This window comes from Pedococcus sp. P2_D7 (assembly GCF_056404295.1).
Genome location: NZ_JBFUEH010000005.1, coordinates 446,237 through 466,207, shown reverse-complemented (window position 1 = coordinate 466,207; position 19,971 = coordinate 446,237). Strand labels below are relative to the sequence as shown.

The window sequence follows — 19,971 nt, the reverse complement described above, 5'->3', positions numbered from 1 at the left end:
GCACCGCCAAGGGTACGTGGTCAGTGGGTGCGGAGGTCGACGAGGAGCGGAGGCGACGCGACCAGGAGCAACACGAGCGCCGGCGCGATCAGGACCGGGAAGCCGACGGCGAGGTAGCCGGCCGCGCCGAGCACCCCGCCGACGAAGAACAAGCCGACCAGACCCGCGAGCATGCCGAGCTTTCCGAGGTCGGCTCGCACCGGAGGCTCACCCGACCTGCGGCTGCGGTAGACGAGCTTGCCGAGCTCGATCCCGATGTCCGTGACCATCCCGGTGACGTGGGTGGTGCGGATCTGAGCGGCCGAGATCTTGGTGATGATGGCGTTCTGCAGACCCATGGTGAAGCAGAGCACGACCACGAACACGTGGTCACGGTGTTCCCACACCAGCCGGTCCGCGACGGCACCGAAGGCCAGGATCAGGAGCGCCTCGACGACGAGCACGTTGGCGTAGCGCCCGTGCAGGCCACGACGTCGCCCCCAGTTGAACAGCAGCGCGCACGTCATGGCCCCGAGCACGAAGGCCGAGATGGCCTCCACGCCCACCCAGACCAGCGAGAACGACCCCAGGACGAGGTGGTCCGCGACGGACGCGGTCAGGCCGGTCATGTGCGAGGTGTACACCGACACGGCGACGAACCCGACCGAGTTGAGCGTTCCGGCGATGAGGGCCAGCAGCGCGGCGAGGTACTGGTTCCGGCGGAGGGTGCGCTCCGGGCCGGCCAGGGTGCGCAGGCGCCGGGCGACGACCGTGCCCCACCCCAGGGGAGCTGCGGGCACGTCGGGAGCGGTCACAGCCGGAGGGTACGCCCGGGACAGTCAGGTCAGTCGCGTTGGTGCTCGGGGGCCGAGTTGATGGCCTCCCGGATGACGGCCATGGCCAGGTCGGCCGGGTAACCCTTGCGGGCGAGCATGCCGGCCAACCGCCGCTTCTGCACCAGCGGCTCCAGCCCGTGCATGGACCGGAGCTTCTTGGCGACGAGCTGCGCGGCCCGGTCACGCTCGGCCTCGGGCTCGATCTGCTCGAGGGTCGCCCGGGCCGTCTCGTCGTCCACGCCCTTGGTGCGCAGCTCGCGCGCGAGCGCCCGCTTGGCCAGGCCTCGACCGGCCTGTTGGGAACGCACGAGCATCCCCGCGTACGCCTCGTCGTCGACCAGCCCCACGTCGGTCATCCGGTCGAGCACTGCCTCGGCGACGTCGTCGGGGCAGTTGCGGGTCCGTAGCTTGTCGCGCAGCTGCTGACGGCTCTTGGGTGACAGGGCCAGCTGACGCAGCACGATCTGGCGCGCCACGTCGTAGGCGTCCGGCTCGCCGTCGCGGGTCTGGAGGTCGTCCTCGGGGTCGCCAGGGGGAACAGTCGTCGCGGCCAGGGCAGTCTCGAAGGCTGCCCTGGCCGCGTCGTGTCGATCAGTCATGTCGATCTGGGTGGTTCAGAGCTCAGAACTCGACGGGAACCTCGGGCACCGCTGCGTCAGCAGGCTTGTCGACCTGCGGGCCGATGCCGAGCTTCTCCTTGATCTTCTTCTCGATCTCGTTGCCGAGGTCGGGGTTGTCCTTGAGGAACTGCCGGGCGTTCTCCTTGCCCTGCCCGAGCTGGTCGCCCTCGTAGGTGTACCAAGCGCCCGCCTTGCGGACGAAGCCCTGCTCGACCCCCATGTCGATCAGGCCCCCCTCGCGGGAGATGCCCTGGCCGTAGAGGATGTCGAACTCGGCCTGCTTGAACGGCGGGGCCACCTTGTTCTTGACGACCTTGACCCTGGTGCGGTTGCCGACCGGGTCGCTGCCGTCCTTGAGGGTCTCGATGCGACGCACGTCCAGGCGCACCGAGGCGTAGAACTTCAGCGCCTTGCCACCCGTGGTGGTCTCGGGCGAGCCGAACATGACGCCGATCTTCTCGCGGAGCTGGTTGATGAAGATGGCCGTCGTGCCGGTGTTGTTGAGGGCACCGGTGAGCTTGCGCAGGGCCTGCGACATCAGACGGGCCTGCAGACCCACGTGGCTGTCACCCATCTCGCCCTCGATCTCGGCGCGCGGCACGAGCGCGGCCACCGAGTCGATGACGATGATGTCGATGGCGCCGGACCGGATCAGCATGTCGGCGATCTCGAGCGCCTGCTCCCCGGTGTCGGGCTGGCTGACCAGCAGGGCGTCGGTGTCGACGCCCAGCTTCTTGGCGTAGTCGGGGTCGAGGGCGTGCTCGGCGTCGATGAAGGCCGCGATGCCGCCGGCCTTCTGCGCACTGGCCACCGCGTGGAGGGCGACCGTCGTCTTGCCCGAGGACTCCGGGCCGTAGATCTCGACCACGCGGCCGCGCGGGAGACCGCCGATGCCGAGCGCGACATCGAGCGCGATCGAGCCGGTCGGGATCACGTCGATCGGGGGGCGGACGTCGTCGCCGAGACGCATGACCGCGCCCTTGCCGAACGACTTCTCGATCTGCCCCATGACGCTGTCGAGGGACTTTGCCTTCTGGTCCACCGTTGCGGAGTTCGCTCCAGCCATTCTGGCCACCATTCCTTCTTTCGCTTCGAGTCGGGCGCGCCTGCCTTCGACCCTCGGGCAGCTGCTCTGCTTCGGGTCAGACGCTAGGTGTCGGCACCGACAGCCGTCCGGGTCGCTCGCACGACCTGTGGACGGTGGCTCTGTGGCAGTTCCACCTGGGGATGAATCTACCGAACACCTGTTCGAAATCCGGCATTCGACACGCGACACGCCGCGAACCACGATCCAGTCAGCTCGGCGGTCAGAGCAGCGGTCAGGACAGCGGTCAGGACAGCGGTCCGGTCAGCGGTCAGGACAGCGGTCAGGGCAGCGGTCAGGACAGCGGTCAGGACAGCCGTCAGGTCAGCGGTCCGGATCCTCGACCCGTGCGCCGCATCGGCGTGTGCGGAATGCCGTCCTCGAGGAACCCACGCCCACTGGGAGCGAAGCCGAACCCGGCATACCAGTCCACGAGGTGCGACTGCGCGTCCAGCACCACGGCCCGCTCCCCGGCCAGGGCCAGGGCCGCCCGCACCAGGCTGGCGGCCAGGCCGCGGCCGCGGGCCGACACCGCCGTGGCGACCCGTCCGATCCGCAGCTCGTCGCCGTCGTCGAGCAGCCGCAGGGTGGCCACCGGCTCGCCGTCCTGCTCGACCCACAGGTGCCGCGTCAGCGGTTCGAGGTCACGACCGTCGAGGTCGAGGTAGGGACAGTCCTGCTCCACCACGAAGACCGCCGAGCGCAGCGCCCACAGCCGGTAGGCCGTCAGGGGGTCGAGGTCGGCGAAACGCGCCGTCCGGACGTCGGGGGTCGGGGTCGATGACGTCATGAGAGCAGCAGCTTCTCGAGCCGGCGCGCCGTGCCCACGACCCCGATGGCGCCGAGCGCGGCGAGGTAGCCGACGTGGGCCAGCACACCCCAGCCGACCTCCCCCAGCATGAGCGCCCGCTCGAGCGCCACCCCGTGGTAGAGCGGCGTCACGCGCACCACCCACTGGAGCGCCTCGGGGTAGGTGGAGAGCGGGAAGAACGTCGCGGAGAACAGGAACATCGGCTGGATCGCGAGGGTGATGTAGTCGAAGTGCACCCACGACTTCATGAACGTCGTGGCGAACATGCCGAGCGCGGCGAAGGCGAACCCGATGAACACGGCTGCCGGCAGCGCCAGGACCGCCCACCAGGACCCCACTGCCCCGGCCAGCAGGGCGACCACGAGGAAGGCCGCGGAGTAGAGACCGCCCCGGACCAGTGACCAGGCGATCTCACCGACCGCGATGTCGCGTGGCCCCATCGGCGTGGCCAGCACCGCGTCGTAGAGCTTGGCATAGCGCAGCTTGAAGAACACGTTGAAGGTCGAGTCGAAGACGGCACCGTTCATCGCGGAGGCCGCCAGCAGGGCGGGGGCGACGAACTGCGGGTAGGGGACCTCGGCGCCCGAGTCGGTCGTGACGGTCTGCACCAGCGCGCCGATCCCGATGCCGAGGGAGAACAGGTAGAACACCGGCTCGGCGAACCCCGTGACCAGGGCGATCCACCCGTGCCGGAACGACCTGATGTTGCGCTCCACGAGCATGCGCGCGAGACCGGCCCCGGCGGGCATCGGCACGAGGCTGGTCAGCCGAGTCATGGTCGGGGCGCTCACGGGACCAGCCTCGTGGCGAAGGAGCGCTCGGCGAGCCACCAGCCGACCGCGACGTAGGCCGCGAGGACCAGCACGTGACCGACGAACGGCCCCACCGACACGGTGCCCGTGGCCACGTCGCGACAGGCCTCGACCCCGTGCCACAGCGGCGTCACCCAGGCGATCGGCTGCATCCAGGCGGGGAGCTGCTCGATCGGGAAGAAGGTGCCGGAGAAGAGCATCAACGGCGTGACCACCCACCGGAAGAGGATGTTGAAGCCGCCGTCACCCTCCTGCCGCGCCGTGAACGCGAAGATCGGGGTGGTGAACGCCATCCCCGTGAGGATCGCGATCGGCAGGCAGAACACCGCAGCGACCGACCGGAAACCCCCGAACAGCGCGGCCACCCCCATGAAGATGGTCGTGGCGGTGGTCAGGTGGGCCGCCACCGCGAGGAAGTGGCCGCGCAGCACGTCGCGGACCGACATCGGCGACGCGAGCATGGCGTGGTAGCCCATGTTCCACTTGATGTAGCCGAGGACCTGGTAGGTCGACTCCCCCATCGCCACCCACATCGTCTGGGTCGCCACGATCGCCGGCACGACGAACTGCAGGTAGGGCAGCCCGTCGACCCCACCCACCCGGGCGTTGACCAGTGACCCCAGGCCGACACCCATCGCCAGCAGGAAGAACAACGGCGAGAGGAACCGGCCGATGATGCTGCCCCGCCACGTGCGCCGGTAGACCGTGAGGAAGTACGCGAACACCGCGAGCACGCGCTCCCCGGTCGAGAGGGGCGGACGCGGGCCGTGCGCGGCCCGGGTGAGCGCGTCGGGGTGGAGGGGCGCGGCCGACGCCATCAGTCGACCAACGTCCGGCCGGTCAGGTGCAGGAACACGTCCTCGAGGGTGGCCCGTCGCACCAGGGCCGACAAGGGCTCGATACCGCGCGAGTGCACCACCGCGGCCGCCCGGTCGCCGTCGTCGGCGTAGACGAGCAGCCGGTCGGGCAGGACCTCGACCCGCTCGCCAATCCCGGTGACCTGCTCCGCGACGTCCTTGTGGTCCTCGGCGTCGAACCGCAGCTCGAGCACCTCGCGCGTGGAGTACTCGTCGATGAGCGACCGGGGCGACCCCTCGGCGACGATGCGCCCGTGGTCCATCACGACGAGCCGGTCGCACAGCTGCTCGGCCTCGTCCATGTAGTGGGTCGTGAGGACGAGCGTCACGCCCGACCGCTTGAGCCGGAAGAGCCTGTCCCACAACACATGTCGGGCCTGCGGGTCGAGCCCGGTGGTCGGCTCGTCGAGCAGCAGGATCTCGGGTGAGTTGATCAGCGACCGCGCGATGGTGAGGCGTCGCTTCATGCCGCCGGACAAGGGCTCGACCTTGTCGCCGGCGCGGTCGGTCAGCTGGGCGAAGTCGAGCAGCTCGGCGGCTCGGGTGCGGACCTCCTTGCGGGACAGGCCGAAGTAGCGGCCGTAGACCCAGAGGTTCTCCTCGACGGTGAGCTCCTCGTCGAGGGTGTCGCGTTGGGGGCAGCTGCCGAGCCGGGCGCGGATGGCGGGACCGTGGCCGGCGGGGTCGAGCCCGAACAGCCGCAGCTCGCCACTGGTCACCGGCGACACACAGCCCACCATCCGCATGGTCGACGACTTGCCCGCACCGTTGGGACCGAGGAACCCGAAGCACTCCCCCTTGCGCACCACGAAGTCGATGCCGTCCACCGCGGTGAACTCCCCGAACGTCTTGGTCAGCCCGGTGGCGCTCAGCAGGATCTCCTCGGTCACCGGCGCCACGCTACCGACCCGGACCGACGTCGCTCATCCGCTTTTGGCCTCGGCGAGCTCCTCGACGAGCACGCGAGCCAGCTCGGTCGCGGGCAGGGAGCGCAGGCGCTCGTGGCCGGTGCCGGCCCACAGGTGCACCAGCTCCGCCTCACCGGTGGACTTGCCGTGGGCGCGCAGCGGGGCCGTGAGGTGGTGGACGTGGGGGTATGCCGCGGGCGCGGCCTCCGTGAACAGCTCGGTCCACGTCGTGGTCAGGGCGCGGGCGCTGCGACCCGTGAACGCGCGCGTCACCGTGGTGCCGCGACGGTGGGTGAGCTCGTGCCGGTGGACCGGGGCCGTTCCCGCTTCGGGGCAGCCCAGGAACGCGGTGCCGAGGGCGACCGCGGCGGCTCCGGCCCGCAGCACGTCGGCCGCCTCGGCTCCGGTCATCACGCCGCCGGCCCCCATGATCGGCAGGTCGGTGCGGCGGGCCACCTCCGCGACCAGCGGCAGCAGCTCGAGCTGGGTGTCGCCGGTGTCCACGGGGCCGCCACGGTGACCGCCGGCCTCCCATCCCTGCACCACGAGGCCGTCGACCGCGAGCGCCTCGGCCCACTCGACCTCGGACGGCTCGTTGACCGTGACCCAGACCTCGGTGCCCGCCTCCTGCAGCCTGCCGACGACGTCGGCCGGCGGCCACCCGAATGCGAAGCTCACCAGGGCCGGAGCCGCGTCGACCAGCACGTCCACCTTGGCGGCGAAGAAGTCGTCGTCGTAGCGGGGCGTGCCCAGCTCGACGCCCGCCGCGGCTGCCCACGGAGCCAGCAACGCGGCATACCCCAGGGCGTCCTGGTGCATCGACGGGAAGTCGGGGGACGGCGCGAACACGTTGACGGCGAAGGGTGTCGGCGTGAGGGCGCGCAGCTCGGCGAGGTCGGCGCGCAGCCGCTCCGGGGTGAGGTAGGCGCCGGCCAGGAACGGGAACACCCCGCCGTCCGCGGCGGCCGCGGCGAGCGCGACCGTCGACGGCCCGCCGGCCATCGGTGCGAGGACCAACGGGTGGGCGGACCAGTCGACCGAGGTCACCGTGCGGGCCGTCGCTCGATCCCGAGCCGGCGCGACTCGGGCACGTCCATGGCGTCACAGAGCGCCAGCCAGACCCGGCGCGGGCTCTCCCCCGCCTCGAGGGCCTGGGCCACCGTGCGGTCACCGAGGACGCCCAGCACGTGGTGCTGCGCGAGCGAGCTGGCGTAGGTCTCGCCGAACTCGTCGTTCATCAGGTTCCAGAAGTGGCTCAGCCGCACGGGCAGAGTCTAGGACGCTCCGACGACACGACCGACCGGTCAGTCGAGGTGGTGGAACCGCGGCCAGAGGACATCCCACGGCTCGCAGGGGTCGCGACACACTGCCACGGGGGCGTCCTGCTCCTCGTTGTCCACGCCGACGCCGTTGTCCAGGCGGTCGACCACCTCGCAGGACCCGAACAGGCCGGCCACCTCGTCGAGCTGGTAGCCGACGACCACGACGACCGTGCTGGCGTCCGCGGGTCGGCCGACGGTGGCCAGCGAGTTCTGCCCACTCACCGCGCGCGGCAGCCCCAGGGCCGGACCGAACCGCGCGACGGCGCCCGCCTCGCCGTAGTTGGAGGTGATCACCTCCGTGGGGTGCAGCGCCGACCCCCGGTATGCCGCGGCGACCTGGCCCACGTAGCGCTCCCATCCGACCTGGTCGGCGACGAGGGGACCGAGGTCCGGCAGCGGGGTGCCACCGACGCGCGCGAGGGGGACCACGGGAAGGGCGAGCGTGAGCGAGACGGCCGCGTTGACGGCGAGCAGCCCGACGGCCACCCCGCGCAGGACCCGGCGCGAGGTGAGCCAGCGGGCGACCGGGACGCAGCCCGCGGCATACATCACGGCCAGCAGGTGGATCGGGTAGTGCGGCTGGGCGCCCGACACGACGGTGAAGACGATGACCACGACGGCCCCTACGACCAGGTAGCCGACGGTGGTGTGACGCTCGCGCCGCAGCAGCCAGACCAGGCCGGTCCCCCAGACCGCCACGAGCGGCGGGCCGAGCATGACCAGCAACAGCAACGGCAGCTGGGCCCGGACCTCCTGCGCGTTGTTGTCCGACAGTGCGGCGCCCATGGCGAGCTGCGGCCAGTCGTGGGTCGCCTGGTAGACGAGGTTGGGCAGGCTCACGACGACGGCGACGAGGGCCCCGGCCCACGCGCTCGGGGAGCGAAAAGCCTGACGCGGCCCCAGTGCCGCGAGACCGAGCAGCAGCCCGGCACCCACGACGACGACCACCAGGCGGTTGTAGGTCGAGAGCCCGGCCACGAGACCCGCCGCGAGCCACCAGTGCCGCGAGCCGGCAGTGGCCCGGAGGACGGCCAGGACGACGAGGGCAAGCAGCAGGAGGTCCATGGTGGACGTGAGCAGGAGGTGGCCGAGCATCAACGGCATCGCCGCGAAGGCGTAACCCCAGGCCGCCATCGCCTGGGCACCGCGCCCGCCGCCGAGCTCGCGGCAGACCAGGGCGATCACCACGACCGACAGCACGGTGGCGACGGTGGCCGGGAGACGGAGCGCCCACGGCTCGTCCGCGAGGTGGGTGGTCAGCCTGGCGAGCAACGGGGTGAGCGGAGGCTGGTCGACGTAGCCCCACGCGGGAGGGAGCATCCGGAAGTAGAGCTCGTCCCGGTGGTAGCCGTACCCGACCGAGCCAAGCGTCAGCGCGACGGCCTGGACCGCTGCCGCAGGGAGGACCGCGCCCCAGTGGACGCGCTCGGCCGACATGGCGGCCAGCCTGCCCGTCAACGCCCTGCCTGTCGAGGCCGCTGTCAGTCTCGGGTGAGAGGCTGTCACCCTCATGGCAGCAGACGTGCTCGACAGGTTCTCCCCCGCCACCGCGGCGTGGTTCAGGGGCTCCTTCACTGCGCCCACCGCCGCGCAGGCGGGGGCCTGGGAGGCCATCTCCACCGGGCAGCACGCCCTGGTCGTCGCCCCCACCGGGTCGGGCAAGACCCTGTCGGCGTTCCTGTGGGCGCTCGACCGGCTGGCCGCCGAGCCACCCCCGGCCGAGAAGCTCAAGCGCTGTCGCGTGCTCTACGTCTCCCCCATGAAGGCGCTCGCCGTCGACGTCGAGCGCAACCTGCGCTCACCCCTGGTGGGCATCGGCCACGCGGCCACGCGGCTCGGCGTTGCGCCACCCGACATCACCGTCTCGGTGCGGTCCGGCGACACCCCTGCGGGTGAGCGCCGCGCCTTCGCCCGCACACCCACCGACGTGCTGATCACGACGCCGGAGTCGCTGTTCCTCATCCTCACCTCGCAGGCCCGCGAGGCCCTGGCCGGCGTGGAGACCGTCATCCTCGACGAGGTGCACGCCGTCGCCGGCACCAAGCGTGGCGCCCACCTCGCCCTCAGCCTCGAGCGGCTCGACGCGCTGCTCGAGAAGCCCGCCCAGCGGATCGGGCTGTCTGCCACCGTCGAGCCGGTCTCCGAGGTCGCCCGCTACCTCGCCGGGGGTCGCCCGGTCGAGATCGTGCGCCCGCCGTCGACCAAGGAGTGGGACCTCGACGTCGTGGTCCCCATCGCCGACATGTCCGCCCTCGGGGAGGTCATCGAGGACGACCTGTCCGGCCCCGCCTCCGGGGCCGAACGCCGCGCCTCGATCTGGCCCCACGTCGAGGAGCGGATCGTCGACCTCGTGTCGTCCCACCGCTCGACGCTGGTCTTCGCCAACTCGCGCCGTCTCGCCGAACGGCTCACCGCCCGGCTCAACGAGATCTGGGACGAGCGGCTCGAGACCATGCGCGAGGCGCAGGGCGACGCGTCACCCGAGCCGGCCCCGCGGCACGCCGGCAACCGCACCCCGGCCCAGCTGATGGCTCAGTCGGGCGCGTCGTCCGGCGCACCCGCCGTGCTGGCCCGCGCGCACCACGGCTCGGTCAGCAAGGAGCACCGCCAGCTCATCGAGGAAGACCTCAAGGCCGGGCGGCTGCCGGCCGTGGTGGCGACCAGCTCGCTGGAGCTGGGCATCGACATGGGCGCCGTCGACCTCGTCATCCAGGTCGAGTCCCCGCCCTCGGTCGCGTCGGGTCTGCAACGCGTCGGCCGGGCCGGCCACCAGGTGGGGGCGGTGTCCCGGGGCGTGTTGTTCCCGAAGTTCCGCGGCGACCTGGTGCAGACCGCCGTGGTGGTCGAGCGGATGCGGGCCGGCGCCATCGAGTCGCTGCGGGTGCCGGCCAACCCGGTCGACGTCCTGGCCCAGCAGATCGTCGCCATGTGCGCCCTCGACGAGTGGACCGTCGACGACCTCGAGTCCGTGGTCCGCAAGGCCACGCCGTTCGCCGCGCTGCCGCGCTCGATCCTCGAGTCGGTGCTCGACATGCTGTCGGGGCGCTACCCGAGCGACGAGTTCGCCGAGCTCCGTCCGCGGATCGTCTGGGACCGCGTCACCGGCGTCCTCACCGGCCGGCCCGGGGCCCAGCGCCTCGCCGTCACCTCCGGCGGCACCATTCCCGACCGCGGCCTGTATGCCGTGTTCCTGGCCTCCAGCGAGGGTGCCGGCCGCCGTGTGGGCGAGCTCGACGAGGAGATGGTCTACGAGTCGCGGGTCGGCGACGTCTTCACCCTCGGCACCTCGACCTGGCGGATCGAGGACATCACCCACGACCGCGTCCTCGTGACCCCTGCACCCGGCCTGCCCGGGCGGTTGCCGTTCTGGAAGGGCGACCAGCAGGGCCGACCCGCCGAGCTGGGCCGGGCCGTGGGGGCCTTCGTCCGCGAGGTCGTCGGCCTCTCGCCCGAGAAGGCCCGCGCCCGGGTCGCGGCCGCCGGGCTCGACGAGTGGGCTGCCGACAACCTCCTCGGCTACCTCAAGGAGCAGCAGGAGGCCACCCGTCACGTGCCCGACGACCGCACGATCGTCGTGGAGCGGTTCCGCGACGAGATCGGCGACTGGCGGGTGGCGGTGCACTCCCCGTTCGGGGGACAGGTCCACGCCCCGTGGGCGTTGTGCGTCTCGGCGCGGATGCGTGAGCGCTACGGCGTGGACGTCCAGGCGATGCACGGCGACGACGGCATCGTCTTCCGGCTGCCCGACCTCGAGTTCGAGGACGACGGCGGCTCCGGCCGCGGAGTGGGCGCCGAGCTGCTCGAGCTCGTGCGGCTCGACGCCGACGACGTGCACGACCTCGTCACCTCCGAGATCGGCGGGTCCGCGTTGTTCGCGGCCCGCTTCCGGGAGTGCGCCTCACGGGCCCTCCTGCTCCCCCGTCGCCGGCCCGACCGTCGGCAACCCCTGTGGCAGCAACGCCAGCGGGCCGCCCAGCTGCTCGAGGTCGCCAGCCAGTACGCGTCGTTCCCGATCGTGCTCGAGACGGTGCGCGAGTGCGTCCAGGACGTGTTCGACGTGCCCGGGCTGACGGCGCTGATGCGCTCCATCGAGTCCCGTGAGGTCACCCTTGTCGACGTCGAGTCGACCCAGCCGTCGCCCTTCGCCCGCTCGCTGATGTTCGGCTACGTCGCCCAGTTCCTCTACGAGGGCGACTCACCACTGGCCGAGAAGCGGGCCGCCGCGCTCGCCCTCGACCCGACCCTGCTCGCCGAGCTGCTCGGACGCGGTGAAGGGCTCTCGCTGCGCGACCTGCTCGACCCGGCCGAGGTGACCCGCACCGAGTCCGAGCTCCAGAGGCTCGTGGCGGAGCGCGCGTGCCGTGATGCCGAGGACGTCGCCGACCTGCTGCGCGTGCTGGGCCCGCTGCCGCTCGACGCGATCCGGGCGCGGTCCAAGGACACCTTGACGCACCAGGAGATCGGCGGCTGGCTGGTCGAGCTGGAGGGGGCCCGTCGGGTCATCCGGGTCCGGGTCGCGGGTCAGGAGCGATGGGCGGCGATCGAGGACGCCGGTCGCCTGCGTGATGCCCTGGGCTGTTCGTTGCCGGTCGGCATCCCGCAGACCTTCATGGAGTCGGTGCCCGACCCGCTCGGCGACCTCGTCCGTCGCTACGCCCGCACGCACGGCCCCTTCCCCGCCGCCTCGGTCGCCGCGTGGTGGGGCGTGGGCCCGGCGGTGGCCCTCGACGCGCTGCGCCGGCTGGTGTCCTCCGGCCGGGTGGTGGAGGGCGAGCTGCTCCCGACCGAGAACGGTGGGGGCGTCCACGGCCTCGACTACTGCGACGCCGAGGTGTTGAGGCTGCTGCGCCGTCGTTCGCTGGCTGCGCTGCGCGCCGAGGTGGAGCCGGTCCCTGCCGTCGAGCTCGCCCGGTTCCTGCCCCAGTGGCAGTCCGTCGGTGGCGGCCTGCGTGGTCGCGAGGGGCTGGTGCGGGCGGTGGAGCAGCTCGCCGGGGCGGTCGTGCCGGCCAGCGCGCTCGAGAGCCTGGTCCTGCCGTCCCGGGTCGTCGACTACTCCCCTGCCCTGCTCGACGACCTCACCAGCAGCGGCGAGGTGCTGTGGCGCGGCCACGGTGCGCTGCCCGGCGACGACGGCTGGGTGTCGCTGCACCTCGCCGACACGGCCCACCTCACGCTCGCGCCGCTCACCGACAGAGGGCTCGGCGAGAGCGAGCAGGCCGTGGTCGACGCGCTGGCCGGCGGTGGCGCCTACTTCTTCCGCACCCTCGCCGACGCCGTGGGCAGCCTCGACGACGAGCAGCTCCTGGCCGACCTCTGGACGCTCACCTGGGACGGCCGGGTCAGCAACGACACCCTCACCCCGCTGCGTGCGCTCCTCTCGGGCGGTCGCACCAGCCACAAGCGCAGCCGCCCCGGTCCCCGGACGACCCGGTATGCCGGCCGGCGGGGTTCGCTGGGTGCCCTGTCCGGTCAGCGCGGGCTGGGCCGGCCCTCGCTGCCGACGCGCAGCGGTCCGGCGGGCGGTGCCGGTCGCTGGTCGCTGCTCCCCGAGGGAGAGCAGGACGCCACCGTCCGCGCCTACGCGACGGCCGAGGTGCTGCTCGACCGCTATGGCGTGGTCACCCGCGGCTCGGTCGTGGCCGAGGAGGTGCCGGGCGGGTTCGCCGGGGTCTACCGCGTGCTGGCCGCTGCCGAGGAGTCCGGTCGGGTGCGACGCGGCTACTTCGTCGAGTCGCTCGGGGCCTCGCAGTTCTCCACCACCGGCGCGGTCGACCGGCTGCGGGCCGGCGCCAGGCCGGTCGGCGACGAGGCCGACCGGAGTGTCCCTGCCATGGTCCTGGCGGCGACCGACCCGGCCAACGCCTACGGGGCCGCCCTCCCGTGGCCGGACCGGGCGATCGGGCCGGAGGGCCCGGACCACGACGCTGACCAGGCCGCTGGCAAGGGCGCTGGCAAGGGCGCCGGCAAGCGCGGTCACCAACCGGCTCGCAAGGCCGGGGCGCTCGTCGTGCTCGTCGACGGCGAGCTCGTCCTCTACGTCGAGCGCGGCGGCAAGACGCTCCTCTCCTGGACCGACGACGTCCAGTCGCTTCAGGGTGCCGCCGACGCCCTGGCCCTCGCGGTCCGCGAGGGTGCCCTCGGACGGCTCACCGTGGAGAAGGCCGACGGTGGCTCGGTGCTCGGCTCCGCCCACCCGCTCGCGACGGCGCTGGCCAATGCCGGGTTCCATGCGACGCCGCGCGGACTGCGGCTGCGGCGATGACCACTGCCCCGACGCCGGTGGGCCGGGACCGCAGTGCCTGAGGGCGACACCGTCTGGCGCACCGCCCATCGGCTCCACCAGGCACTGGCCGGAGCCGAGGTCGTCCTGTGCGACCTGCGCTTCCCCAGCGTGGCCACGCTCGACCTGCGCGGTGCCCACACCCTCGAGGTGGTCAGCCGTGGGAAGCACCTGCTCCACCGGTTCGACAGCGGGGTCACGCTGCACTCGCACCTGAAGATGGAGGGACAGTGGCGGGTCGAGAGCCCGGCGGACACCCCGCGCTGGCTGCGTCGCGACGACCTGCGAGCCGCCGTCGGCACGGCGTCGTGGAGCGCGCTCGGGCTGCGCCTCGGGCTGCTCGAAGCCGTGCCGACCAGCGCGGAGGACACCCTCGTCGGGCACCTCGGGCCCGACCTGCTCGGTCCCGACTGGGACCTGGCCGTGGCCCTGGCCAACCTGCGCGCCTCCACCGACCCGATCGGGGCGGCGCTCCTCGACCAGCGCAACCTGGCCGGGATCGGCACGCTCTGGGCGAGCGAGGCGCTCTTCCTGTCGCGCCTCGGGCCATGGACCCCGGCCGCCGACCTCGACGACGCCGACCTCGAACGGCTGGTCACCCGGGCCCACACCCTGCTCGACCAGTCCCGCCACCATGCCGTGCAGTCGAGCACCGGCCACCGCAGGAAGGGCGAGGAGCACTACGTCCACGCCAGGTCGGGTCGCCCCTGTCGGCGGTGCGGTGCGACGATCCGGGTCGCGATGATCGGGCCCCCCGGGCGGGAGCGGACGATGTTCTACTGTCCCGGCTGCCAGCACGGGCTGGGTCCCACCGATGACGGCCGGCCCCAACGCCCCCTCGGGTCGACCTCGGGGCGGGCGACGTCCTACCGCCGAGCCTGAGCGACCCGGGCGAGGATCTCCTCGACCACCGCTGACTTGGCGTCGGCGTAGTCCTGCACGTAGCGCCAGCGCCGGGCGGCCAGCTCGTGCTTCACCGCGGCGTAGCGCGCGCGGTCGTCGTCGTGCGTGCGCAGCCAGTCGCGGAAGCCGAGCATCCTGCCGATCTCGCCCGCCCCGTAGCGGGGCGACAGCACGTGCAGGTTGATGCTGTGGGGGTCACCGTCCGCGACCCGTCGGGACAGCACCCGGTGCTCCATCCAGTGCGGTTCGCGCACCCGCACGCGGTAGCCGAGACCGAGCAGCGAGGGTACGTAGGACGGCTCGTCGGCGGAGTCGGGCACCTGCAGGAGGATGTCGAGGATGGGCTTGGCCGGCAGACCCGGCACCGAGGTCGAGCCCACGTGGTCGACGGCGAGGGCCGTGCCGCCCAGGACGGTCTCGATGGCGTGCCGGTCGGACTCGAACTCCACGGCCCACAGCGGGTCGTGGTCGACGAGGACGACCTGTTCGGCATAGGGCTGCGGAGCAGGCGGGACCGTGCGCTCGTCAGGCAGCGGAGGCGGAGACCAGGGCCGATGCGGGCAGCGGCAGCGAGACGGGCGCGGTGAGCGCCTCGGTCTCGGCAACCCGCTCGGAGACCTGTCCGAGCACCTCGGACAACGGCAGGTGCAGAGCCCCACAGATGGAGGCCAGCAGCTCAGACGACGCTTCCTTCTCGCCGCGCTCGACCTCACTGAGGTACCCGAGCGAGACGGAGGCGGCGGCGGACACCTCGCGCAGGGTGCGGCCCTGGGTCTGGCGTTGCTCGCGGAGCACGTCACCAAGTTCACGACGAAGCAGAATCATGACGCCTCCTTCACTGCTCGTGCGGTCATTGCTGCTGACGGCCATGGTCGTCGCGCGGACTGTGGGCACCAACGTTACCCCGAGGCCCTGACGCTTCGCGCGCAGGATTCGCAGAACACGCGGTACGAGGAGGTCAACCGTCCGCGGGCTGAGAATCTTCCGTCCCACTCACCCCACCCGCCACCGCCTCCGTGAGCAGTCCCAGGGCCGCGTCGACGGTGCGGGCCCGGATGGTCCCCCGGTCGCCGGACAGCGCCAGCTCGCGCACGAGGACCCGGCCCTCCATGGCGACCGCGACGAACACGGTGCCGACCGCGCGGCCGTCCTGCGATTCCGGACCGGCGACCCCGGTGGTGGCGACGCCGACCTCGGCCCCGAGCACGCGGCATACGCCGGTCGCCATCTGGCGCGCCACCTCGGCCTGGACGGCGCCACCGGTGGCGAGCAGGTCAGCGTCGACCCCGAGCACCTGCGCCTTGAGCTCGGTCGCATAGGCGACCACGGCACCCCTGACCACCGCCGAGGCGCCGGGCACGTCGGTGAGCGCCGCGCAGACCAGGCCGCCGGTGAGGGACTCCGCGGTCGCCACGGTGCGTCCCGTCGCGACGAGCGCGGCGACCACCTGCGCCGGTGTCGTCATCCCTGTCGGGCCGCGCGACGGGCTCGCTTCATCGCCGACCGCTCGCTGGTCTGGCGCAGCCGCAGCGCCTTGACCGCGATGTCCAGACCGGTCACCACGGTCACCGTCACCGCCAGACCCACGATGACGTCGGCCACGGTCGTCCAGGTGTCAGCGCCGGAGAACGACGCAAGTGGCAGCGTGAAGAGCAGGAGGCCGAAGAACTGCAGCGTGGTCTTGACCTTGCCACCGCGACCGGCCGGCATGACGCCGTGCCGGATGACGAAGAACCGCAGGACCGTGACGCCCCACTCGCGCACGAGCACCAGGAGGGTGACCCACCACGGGAGCTCGCCGAGGATCGACAGACCCACGAAGGCCATGCCCATCAGCGTCTTGTCGGCGATGGGGTCGGCGATCTTGCCGAAGTTGGTGATCAGCCCCTTGCGCCGGGCGATGTCACCGTCGACGCGGTCGGTGAGGGTGGCCACGACGAAGACGCCAGCCGCGGCCCAGCGCATGCCGGGCCGTCCTCCCCCGTCGAAGAGCAGCAGCCAGCCGTAGACCGGGACGAGCAGGATCCGGGTCACGGTGAGGGCGTTGGCGATGTTCCAGGAGCTCGGGGGCGGCACCGCGACGGGGGCGGCGGCCGGGTCCGGAGCCGGTGCGGACTCACTCAGCATGGCGCGGCCAGCAGGTCGATCCCCTCGGTGCCGGTGACCACCGCGCGCACGATGTCGCCGACGGCGACATCGGGGAACTCGGCGGGGTCGAGCAGCGTGACTCCGTCGACGTCAGGCCCCTGGTGGGCGGCCCGGCCGACCACCGAGGTCTCGTCGTCGTCCGCCCCATCGCTCGGCACGGACTCGACGAGCACGTCGACCTGCTCCCCGATCCGCTCCTCGGCGCGCTGGAGGTTGAGCTCCTCGATCAGGGCGGTGAAGCGCGAAACGCGTTCTGCCACCACGTCTTCGGACAGCTTGTCGCCGTAGGACTCCGCCTCGGTGCCGTCCTCGTCGGAGTAGCCGAACACACCCACGACGTCGAGGCGGGCTGCCACGAGGAACGCCTCGAGCTCGGCCAGGTCGTCCTCGGTCTCCCCGGGGAAGCCGACGATGACGTTGCTCCGGATGCCGGCCAGCGGCACCCTGGCGCGGACCTCGTCGAGCAGCCCGAGGAACGCCTCGCGTCCGCCGAAGCGCCGCATCGAGCGCAGCAGCGGTGCCGAGGCGTGCTGGAAGGAGATGTCGAAGTAGGGGACGACACCGGGCACGGACGCCATGGCGTCGAGCAGTCCGGGGCGGATCTCGGCCGGCTGCAGGTAGCTGACCCGGACCCGCTCGATCCCGGGGACGGCGGCGAGGTCGGGCAGGATCTTCTCGAGCAAACCGAGGTCACCGAGGTCCTTGCCGTAGGACGTGGAGTTCTCGCTGACGAGGAAGAGCTCCTTGACTCCGCGCTCCCCCAACCAGCGTGCCTCGGCGATGATGTCGTGCGGCCGCCGGGAGACGAAGGCGCCGCGGAACATGGGGATGGCACAGAACGCGCACCGGCGGTCGCAGCCGCTGGCGATCTTCAGCGGCGCCCAGGGGCGTCCGTCGAGGCGGGCCCGGATGACGCGCGGGCCGGAGGCCGGGACCGGGCCGTCGATGGTGACGTCCACCGGCTCCGACGACAGCAGCTCGGGCGACAGCAGCTCGGGCGACGTGGGGCCGGCGGTGTTGCCGTGCCCGGGCAACGCCACGCCGGCCGAGCCGTCCTGACGCTGCAGCGGTGCCAGCGGGAGCAGCTGGCGACGGTCGGACGGCAGGTGTGACGCGGGCGCGTGCCCGTCGAGGATGTTGCGCAGGTGCGTGGACATGTCGACGTAGGAGTCGAAGCCCAGCACCGCGTCGGCCTCGGGGAGCTCGTCGGCGAGCTGCTGCCCGTACCGCTCGGCGAGGCAGCCGACGGCCACCACCTTCTGCGTCTTGGAGTGACCCTTGCGGGCCGAGGCCTCGAGCAGCACGTCGATCGAGTCCTTCTTCGCCTGCTCGACGAACCCGCAGGTGTTGACCACCGCGACGTCGGCGTCGTCGGCGTCGTCGACGAGCAGCCACCCCTCGGCCGCCAGCCGGCCGGCGAGCTCCTCGGAGTCGACCTCGTTGCGGGTGCACCCCAGGGTGACCAGGGCGACGCTGCGCTGTGCTGTCGAGCTCATGCGCCCACTCTAAGGGTGGGTAGCGTGGCGCCATGACCGCCACAGCCGATGCGACCACTGCCCGAATCAGCGCCCTCCTCGCCCGTCACCCCGTGGTGGACGGGCACAACGACCTCCTGTGGGAGGCGCGCGAGCAGGTCGGGTACGACTTCGACCGGCTCGACCTCGAGGCCGGCGGCACCCCGACCCACACCGACCTCCCCCGGCTGCGGGAGGGCGGGGTCGGCGGACAGTTCTGGTCGGTCTTCGTGCCGGCGTCGCTGAGCGGGGACGACGCGGTGAGCGCCACCCTGGAGCAGATCGATGCGGGCCACCAGATGGTGGCGAGGTATGCCGGTCAGCTGGCTTTCGCGCGCACCGCTGACGACATCGAGGCGGCCTGGGAGTCCGGGCGGATCGCCTCGCTCCTCGGGGCCGAGGGCGGCCACTCGATCAACAGCTCGCTCGCGACCCTGCGGATGCTGCACGTGCTCGGGGTCCGCTACCTGACGCTCACCCACAACAGCAACGTCGACTGGGCGGACTCCGCCACCGACGAGCCGGTCCATGGCGGCTTGTCCGCGTTCGGCGTCGAGGTGGTGCGCGAGATGAACCGGATCGGCATGCTCGTCGACCTCAGCCACGTGTCAGCCGACACCATGCGGGATGCCTTGCGCGTCGCGGAGGTGCCGGCCATCTTCAGCCACTCCTCGGCGCGGGCCGTCTGCGACAGCCCGCGCAACGCGCCCGACGACGTGCTGGAGTCGTTGCGCGACAACAACGGCGTCTGCATGGTGACGTTCGTCCCGACCTTCGTCAGCCCGCAGGCTGCCGCGTGGCGGCACGAGCTGAACGACATCGCCGCCGGGCAGGGCATCACGCCGGCCGACGCGGCATACACCGCGTTCTACGACGACTACGCGGCCGCGCACCCGACCCCGACGGCCACCTTGGCCGACGTCGTCCGGCACGTCGAGCACGTGCGCGAGGTGGCCGGCGTCGACCACGTCGGGCTCGGAGGCGACTACGACGGGGTGGGCACCCTGCCCGAGGGGCTGGAGGACGTCACCGGCTACCCCCGGCTGCTCGCCGCGCTCGCAGACCGCGGCTGGTCCGACGACGACCTGGGCAAGCTCACCAGCGGCAACATCGTGCGCGTCCTGCGGGACGCCGAGGCAGGCGCGAGGGCGCTGCAGGAGCAGCGTGGTCCGAGCCTCGCCACGATCGGTGAGCTCGACTCCTAGCTGGCTCCGGCCTCCTCGACGGACTCAGTTGCGCCAGCGCGTGATGGTGAGACCGACGACGCGCGCGATGATCAGCGCGACGTACATGACGCCCGCCACCTGTTCGATGATCACGACCGACCTGGCCAACGGCAGCACGGCGGTGACGTCGGACAGCCCGACGCTGGTGAGGTTGGCGAACGACAGGTAGAGCAGCTCGAGGAAGGTGCGGTGGCCCTCTCCCTGGTAGGCGGTGAACGACCCCGGGACGACCACCTGCACCGCCATGAAGAGGTGCGCGAACATCCACGAGACCACCGTGAAGTTGGCGCCCACGGCGAAGACCTCGTCGCGGGTGACCCACGAGTCGTCGAAGAGGTAGCGGATCAGCCCGTAGCCCGTGTAGCCGTAGAACGCGGCGTGCAGCACGGCGGACCAGAAGACGACCTGCTGGTTCGTGGGTGCGAACCCCTCGGCGATGGTGAGGGCGACGACCGGGATCCCGAGCACGACCGCCACCCAGGTCAGGGCTGGCGTCGCGCGCACGGCATACACGGCGATCGACAGCACGAGGACGCCGAACACCCCGATGAGGGTGCGCCCCAGCGGGGTGTCACCCGCGAAGGGGTAGGCCAGCACCTCGAGCAGCTGGGCTGCGAGCAGCACACCGCTCGGGTGGCCCTTGACGGCGTCGAACCATTCGCGCATGGCGA

19 protein-coding genes are annotated in these 19,971 nt (G+C 72.0%); 3 read left to right on the top strand and 16 right to left on the bottom strand.

Annotated elements, in window-relative coordinates; all coding sequences use genetic code 11:
- Positions 1 to 20: 20 nt before the first annotated feature.
- From AC1DWJ_RS14610 to AC1DWJ_RS14565, 10 genes are all read right to left on the bottom strand, one after another.
- Positions 21 to 794 carry a YoaK family protein gene (locus AC1DWJ_RS14610; protein ID WP_457255729.1) on the bottom strand — a complete coding sequence of 258 codons (774 nt, stop codon included), beginning with the start codon at positions 792 to 794 and terminating at the stop codon, positions 21 to 23.
- 29 nt (positions 795 to 823) lie between these two features.
- Positions 824 to 1,414 (bottom strand): regulatory protein RecX, encoded by a 591-nt coding sequence (locus AC1DWJ_RS14605; RefSeq protein ID WP_457255728.1) that lies wholly within the window; start codon positions 1,412 to 1,414, stop codon positions 824 to 826.
- 22 nt (positions 1,415 to 1,436) lie between these two features.
- Complete coding sequence (gene recA, locus AC1DWJ_RS14600) at positions 1,437 to 2,501, bottom strand: recombinase RecA (protein ID WP_457255727.1); 1,065 nt, start codon at positions 2,499 to 2,501, stop codon at positions 1,437 to 1,439.
- 337 nt (positions 2,502 to 2,838) lie between these two features.
- Positions 2,839 to 3,309 (bottom strand): GNAT family N-acetyltransferase, encoded by a 471-nt coding sequence (locus tag AC1DWJ_RS14595; protein WP_477621156.1) that lies wholly within the window; start codon positions 3,307 to 3,309, stop codon positions 2,839 to 2,841.
- Complete coding sequence (locus AC1DWJ_RS14590; protein ID WP_477621155.1) at positions 3,306 to 4,121, bottom strand: ABC transporter permease; 816 nt, start codon at positions 4,119 to 4,121, stop codon at positions 3,306 to 3,308. The genes AC1DWJ_RS14595 and AC1DWJ_RS14590 overlap by 4 nt, the downstream gene beginning before the upstream one ends.
- Positions 4,118 to 4,960 (bottom strand): ABC transporter permease, encoded by an 843-nt coding sequence (locus AC1DWJ_RS14585; protein ID WP_477621154.1) that lies wholly within the window; start codon positions 4,958 to 4,960, stop codon positions 4,118 to 4,120. The genes AC1DWJ_RS14590 and AC1DWJ_RS14585 overlap by 4 nt, the downstream gene beginning before the upstream one ends.
- The gene (locus AC1DWJ_RS14580) at positions 4,960 to 5,889 is read right to left on the bottom strand and encodes an ABC transporter ATP-binding protein (RefSeq protein ID WP_477621153.1); all 930 of its coding nucleotides are present in this window, start codon (positions 5,887 to 5,889) and stop codon (positions 4,960 to 4,962) included. The genes AC1DWJ_RS14585 and AC1DWJ_RS14580 overlap by 1 nt, the downstream gene beginning before the upstream one ends.
- A gap of 33 nt (positions 5,890 to 5,922) precedes the next feature.
- Positions 5,923 to 6,954 carry a nitronate monooxygenase gene (locus tag AC1DWJ_RS14575; RefSeq protein WP_477621152.1) on the bottom strand — a complete coding sequence of 344 codons (1,032 nt, stop codon included), beginning with the start codon at positions 6,952 to 6,954 and terminating at the stop codon, positions 5,923 to 5,925.
- Positions 6,951 to 7,172, bottom strand: coding sequence for a DUF3046 domain-containing protein (locus AC1DWJ_RS14570; protein WP_457255718.1), 222 nt, complete (start codon positions 7,170 to 7,172; stop codon positions 6,951 to 6,953). Before AC1DWJ_RS14570 ends, AC1DWJ_RS14575 begins: the two co-directional genes overlap by 4 nt.
- 39 nt (positions 7,173 to 7,211) lie before the next feature.
- Positions 7,212 to 8,666 carry a glycosyltransferase family 39 protein gene (locus AC1DWJ_RS14565; protein ID WP_477621151.1) on the bottom strand — a complete coding sequence of 485 codons (1,455 nt, stop codon included), beginning with the start codon at positions 8,664 to 8,666 and terminating at the stop codon, positions 7,212 to 7,214.
- 73 nt (positions 8,667 to 8,739) lie between these two features.
- On the opposite strand from AC1DWJ_RS14565, the gene AC1DWJ_RS14560 reads away from it, so the two are divergent.
- A complete protein-coding gene (locus tag AC1DWJ_RS14560) occupies positions 8,740 to 13,491 on the top strand; it encodes an ATP-dependent helicase (RefSeq protein WP_477621150.1) in 4,752 nt (1,583 codons plus the stop codon).
- A 33-nt stretch (positions 13,492 to 13,524) separates the two neighbouring features.
- On the top strand, positions 13,525 to 14,391 hold the full coding sequence (locus AC1DWJ_RS14555; RefSeq protein WP_477621149.1) for an Fpg/Nei family DNA glycosylase: 867 nt from the start codon (positions 13,525 to 13,527) through the stop codon (positions 14,389 to 14,391).
- Here AC1DWJ_RS14555 and AC1DWJ_RS14550 read toward each other — a convergent pair.
- The 5 genes from AC1DWJ_RS14550 to rimO all read right to left on the bottom strand — a co-directional run bounded on the left by AC1DWJ_RS14550 (position 14,376) and on the right by rimO (position 18,056).
- On the bottom strand, positions 14,376 to 14,945 hold the full coding sequence (locus AC1DWJ_RS14550) for a GrpB family protein (protein ID WP_477621215.1): 570 nt from the start codon (positions 14,943 to 14,945) through the stop codon (positions 14,376 to 14,378). The two genes, AC1DWJ_RS14555 and AC1DWJ_RS14550, sit on opposite strands and share 16 nt — an antisense overlap.
- Positions 14,938 to 15,237: a helix-turn-helix domain-containing protein gene (locus AC1DWJ_RS14545; protein ID WP_457255712.1), complete on the bottom strand. Its 300-nt coding sequence runs from the start codon at positions 15,235 to 15,237 to the stop codon at positions 14,938 to 14,940. Before AC1DWJ_RS14545 ends, AC1DWJ_RS14550 begins: the two co-directional genes overlap by 8 nt.
- Positions 15,238 to 15,370: 133 nt before the next feature.
- The gene (locus tag AC1DWJ_RS14540; protein ID WP_477621148.1) at positions 15,371 to 15,877 is read right to left on the bottom strand and encodes a CinA family protein; all 507 of its coding nucleotides are present in this window, start codon (positions 15,875 to 15,877) and stop codon (positions 15,371 to 15,373) included.
- Positions 15,874 to 16,539, bottom strand: a complete 666-nt coding sequence (locus tag AC1DWJ_RS14535; RefSeq protein ID WP_477621147.1) for a CDP-alcohol phosphatidyltransferase family protein — start codon at positions 16,537 to 16,539, stop codon at positions 15,874 to 15,876. The genes AC1DWJ_RS14540 and AC1DWJ_RS14535 overlap by 4 nt, the downstream gene beginning before the upstream one ends.
- Positions 16,533 to 18,056, bottom strand: a complete 1,524-nt coding sequence (gene rimO / locus AC1DWJ_RS14530; RefSeq protein ID WP_477621146.1) for a 30S ribosomal protein S12 methylthiotransferase RimO — start codon at positions 18,054 to 18,056, stop codon at positions 16,533 to 16,535. The genes AC1DWJ_RS14535 and rimO overlap by 7 nt, the downstream gene beginning before the upstream one ends.
- 32 nt (positions 18,057 to 18,088) lie before the next feature.
- Between rimO and AC1DWJ_RS14525 the strand changes: the two genes are divergently transcribed.
- Positions 18,089 to 19,279: a dipeptidase gene (locus tag AC1DWJ_RS14525; RefSeq protein WP_477621145.1), complete on the top strand. Its 1,191-nt coding sequence runs from the start codon at positions 18,089 to 18,091 to the stop codon at positions 19,277 to 19,279.
- 24 nt (positions 19,280 to 19,303) lie between these two features.
- Here AC1DWJ_RS14525 and AC1DWJ_RS14520 read toward each other — a convergent pair whose 3' ends face one another.
- Positions 19,304 to 19,966: an ion channel gene (locus AC1DWJ_RS14520; protein ID WP_457255706.1), complete on the bottom strand. Its 663-nt coding sequence runs from the start codon at positions 19,964 to 19,966 to the stop codon at positions 19,304 to 19,306.
- Positions 19,967 to 19,971: the final 5 nt, after the last annotated feature.

What these genes read in the sequence shown, in the direction of transcription:
- AC1DWJ_RS14545 (WP_457255712.1), bottom strand. Translation starts at nt 15,237, where the DNA reads ATGATTCTGCTTCGTCGTGAACTTGGTGACGTGCTCCGCGAGCAACGC.
- AC1DWJ_RS14535 (WP_477621147.1), bottom strand. Translation starts at nt 16,539, where the DNA reads ATGCTGAGTGAGTCCGCACCGGCTCCGGACCCGGCCGCCGCCCCCGTC.
- AC1DWJ_RS14525 (WP_477621145.1), top strand. Translation starts at nt 18,089, where the DNA reads ATGACCGCCACAGCCGATGCGACCACTGCCCGAATCAGCGCCCTCCTC.
- recA (WP_457255727.1), bottom strand. Translation starts at nt 2,501, where the DNA reads ATGGCTGGAGCGAACTCCGCAACGGTGGACCAGAAGGCAAAGTCCCTC.
- AC1DWJ_RS14585 (WP_477621154.1), bottom strand. Translation starts at nt 4,960, where the DNA reads ATGGCGTCGGCCGCGCCCCTCCACCCCGACGCGCTCACCCGGGCCGCG.
- rimO (WP_477621146.1), bottom strand. Translation starts at nt 18,056, where the DNA reads ATGAGCTCGACAGCACAGCGCAGCGTCGCCCTGGTCACCCTGGGGTGC.
- AC1DWJ_RS14520 (WP_457255706.1), bottom strand. Translation starts at nt 19,966, where the DNA reads ATGCGCGAATGGTTCGACGCCGTCAAGGGCCACCCGAGCGGTGTGCTG.
- AC1DWJ_RS14560 (WP_477621150.1), top strand. Translation starts at nt 8,740, where the DNA reads ATGGCAGCAGACGTGCTCGACAGGTTCTCCCCCGCCACCGCGGCGTGG.
- AC1DWJ_RS14595 (WP_477621156.1), bottom strand. Translation starts at nt 3,309, where the DNA reads ATGACGTCATCGACCCCGACCCCCGACGTCCGGACGGCGCGTTTCGCC.
- AC1DWJ_RS14540 (WP_477621148.1), bottom strand. Translation starts at nt 15,877, where the DNA reads ATGACGACACCGGCGCAGGTGGTCGCCGCGCTCGTCGCGACGGGACGC.
- AC1DWJ_RS14605 (WP_457255728.1), bottom strand. Translation starts at nt 1,414, where the DNA reads ATGACTGATCGACACGACGCGGCCAGGGCAGCCTTCGAGACTGCCCTG.
- AC1DWJ_RS14565 (WP_477621151.1), bottom strand. Translation starts at nt 8,666, where the DNA reads ATGTCGGCCGAGCGCGTCCACTGGGGCGCGGTCCTCCCTGCGGCAGCG.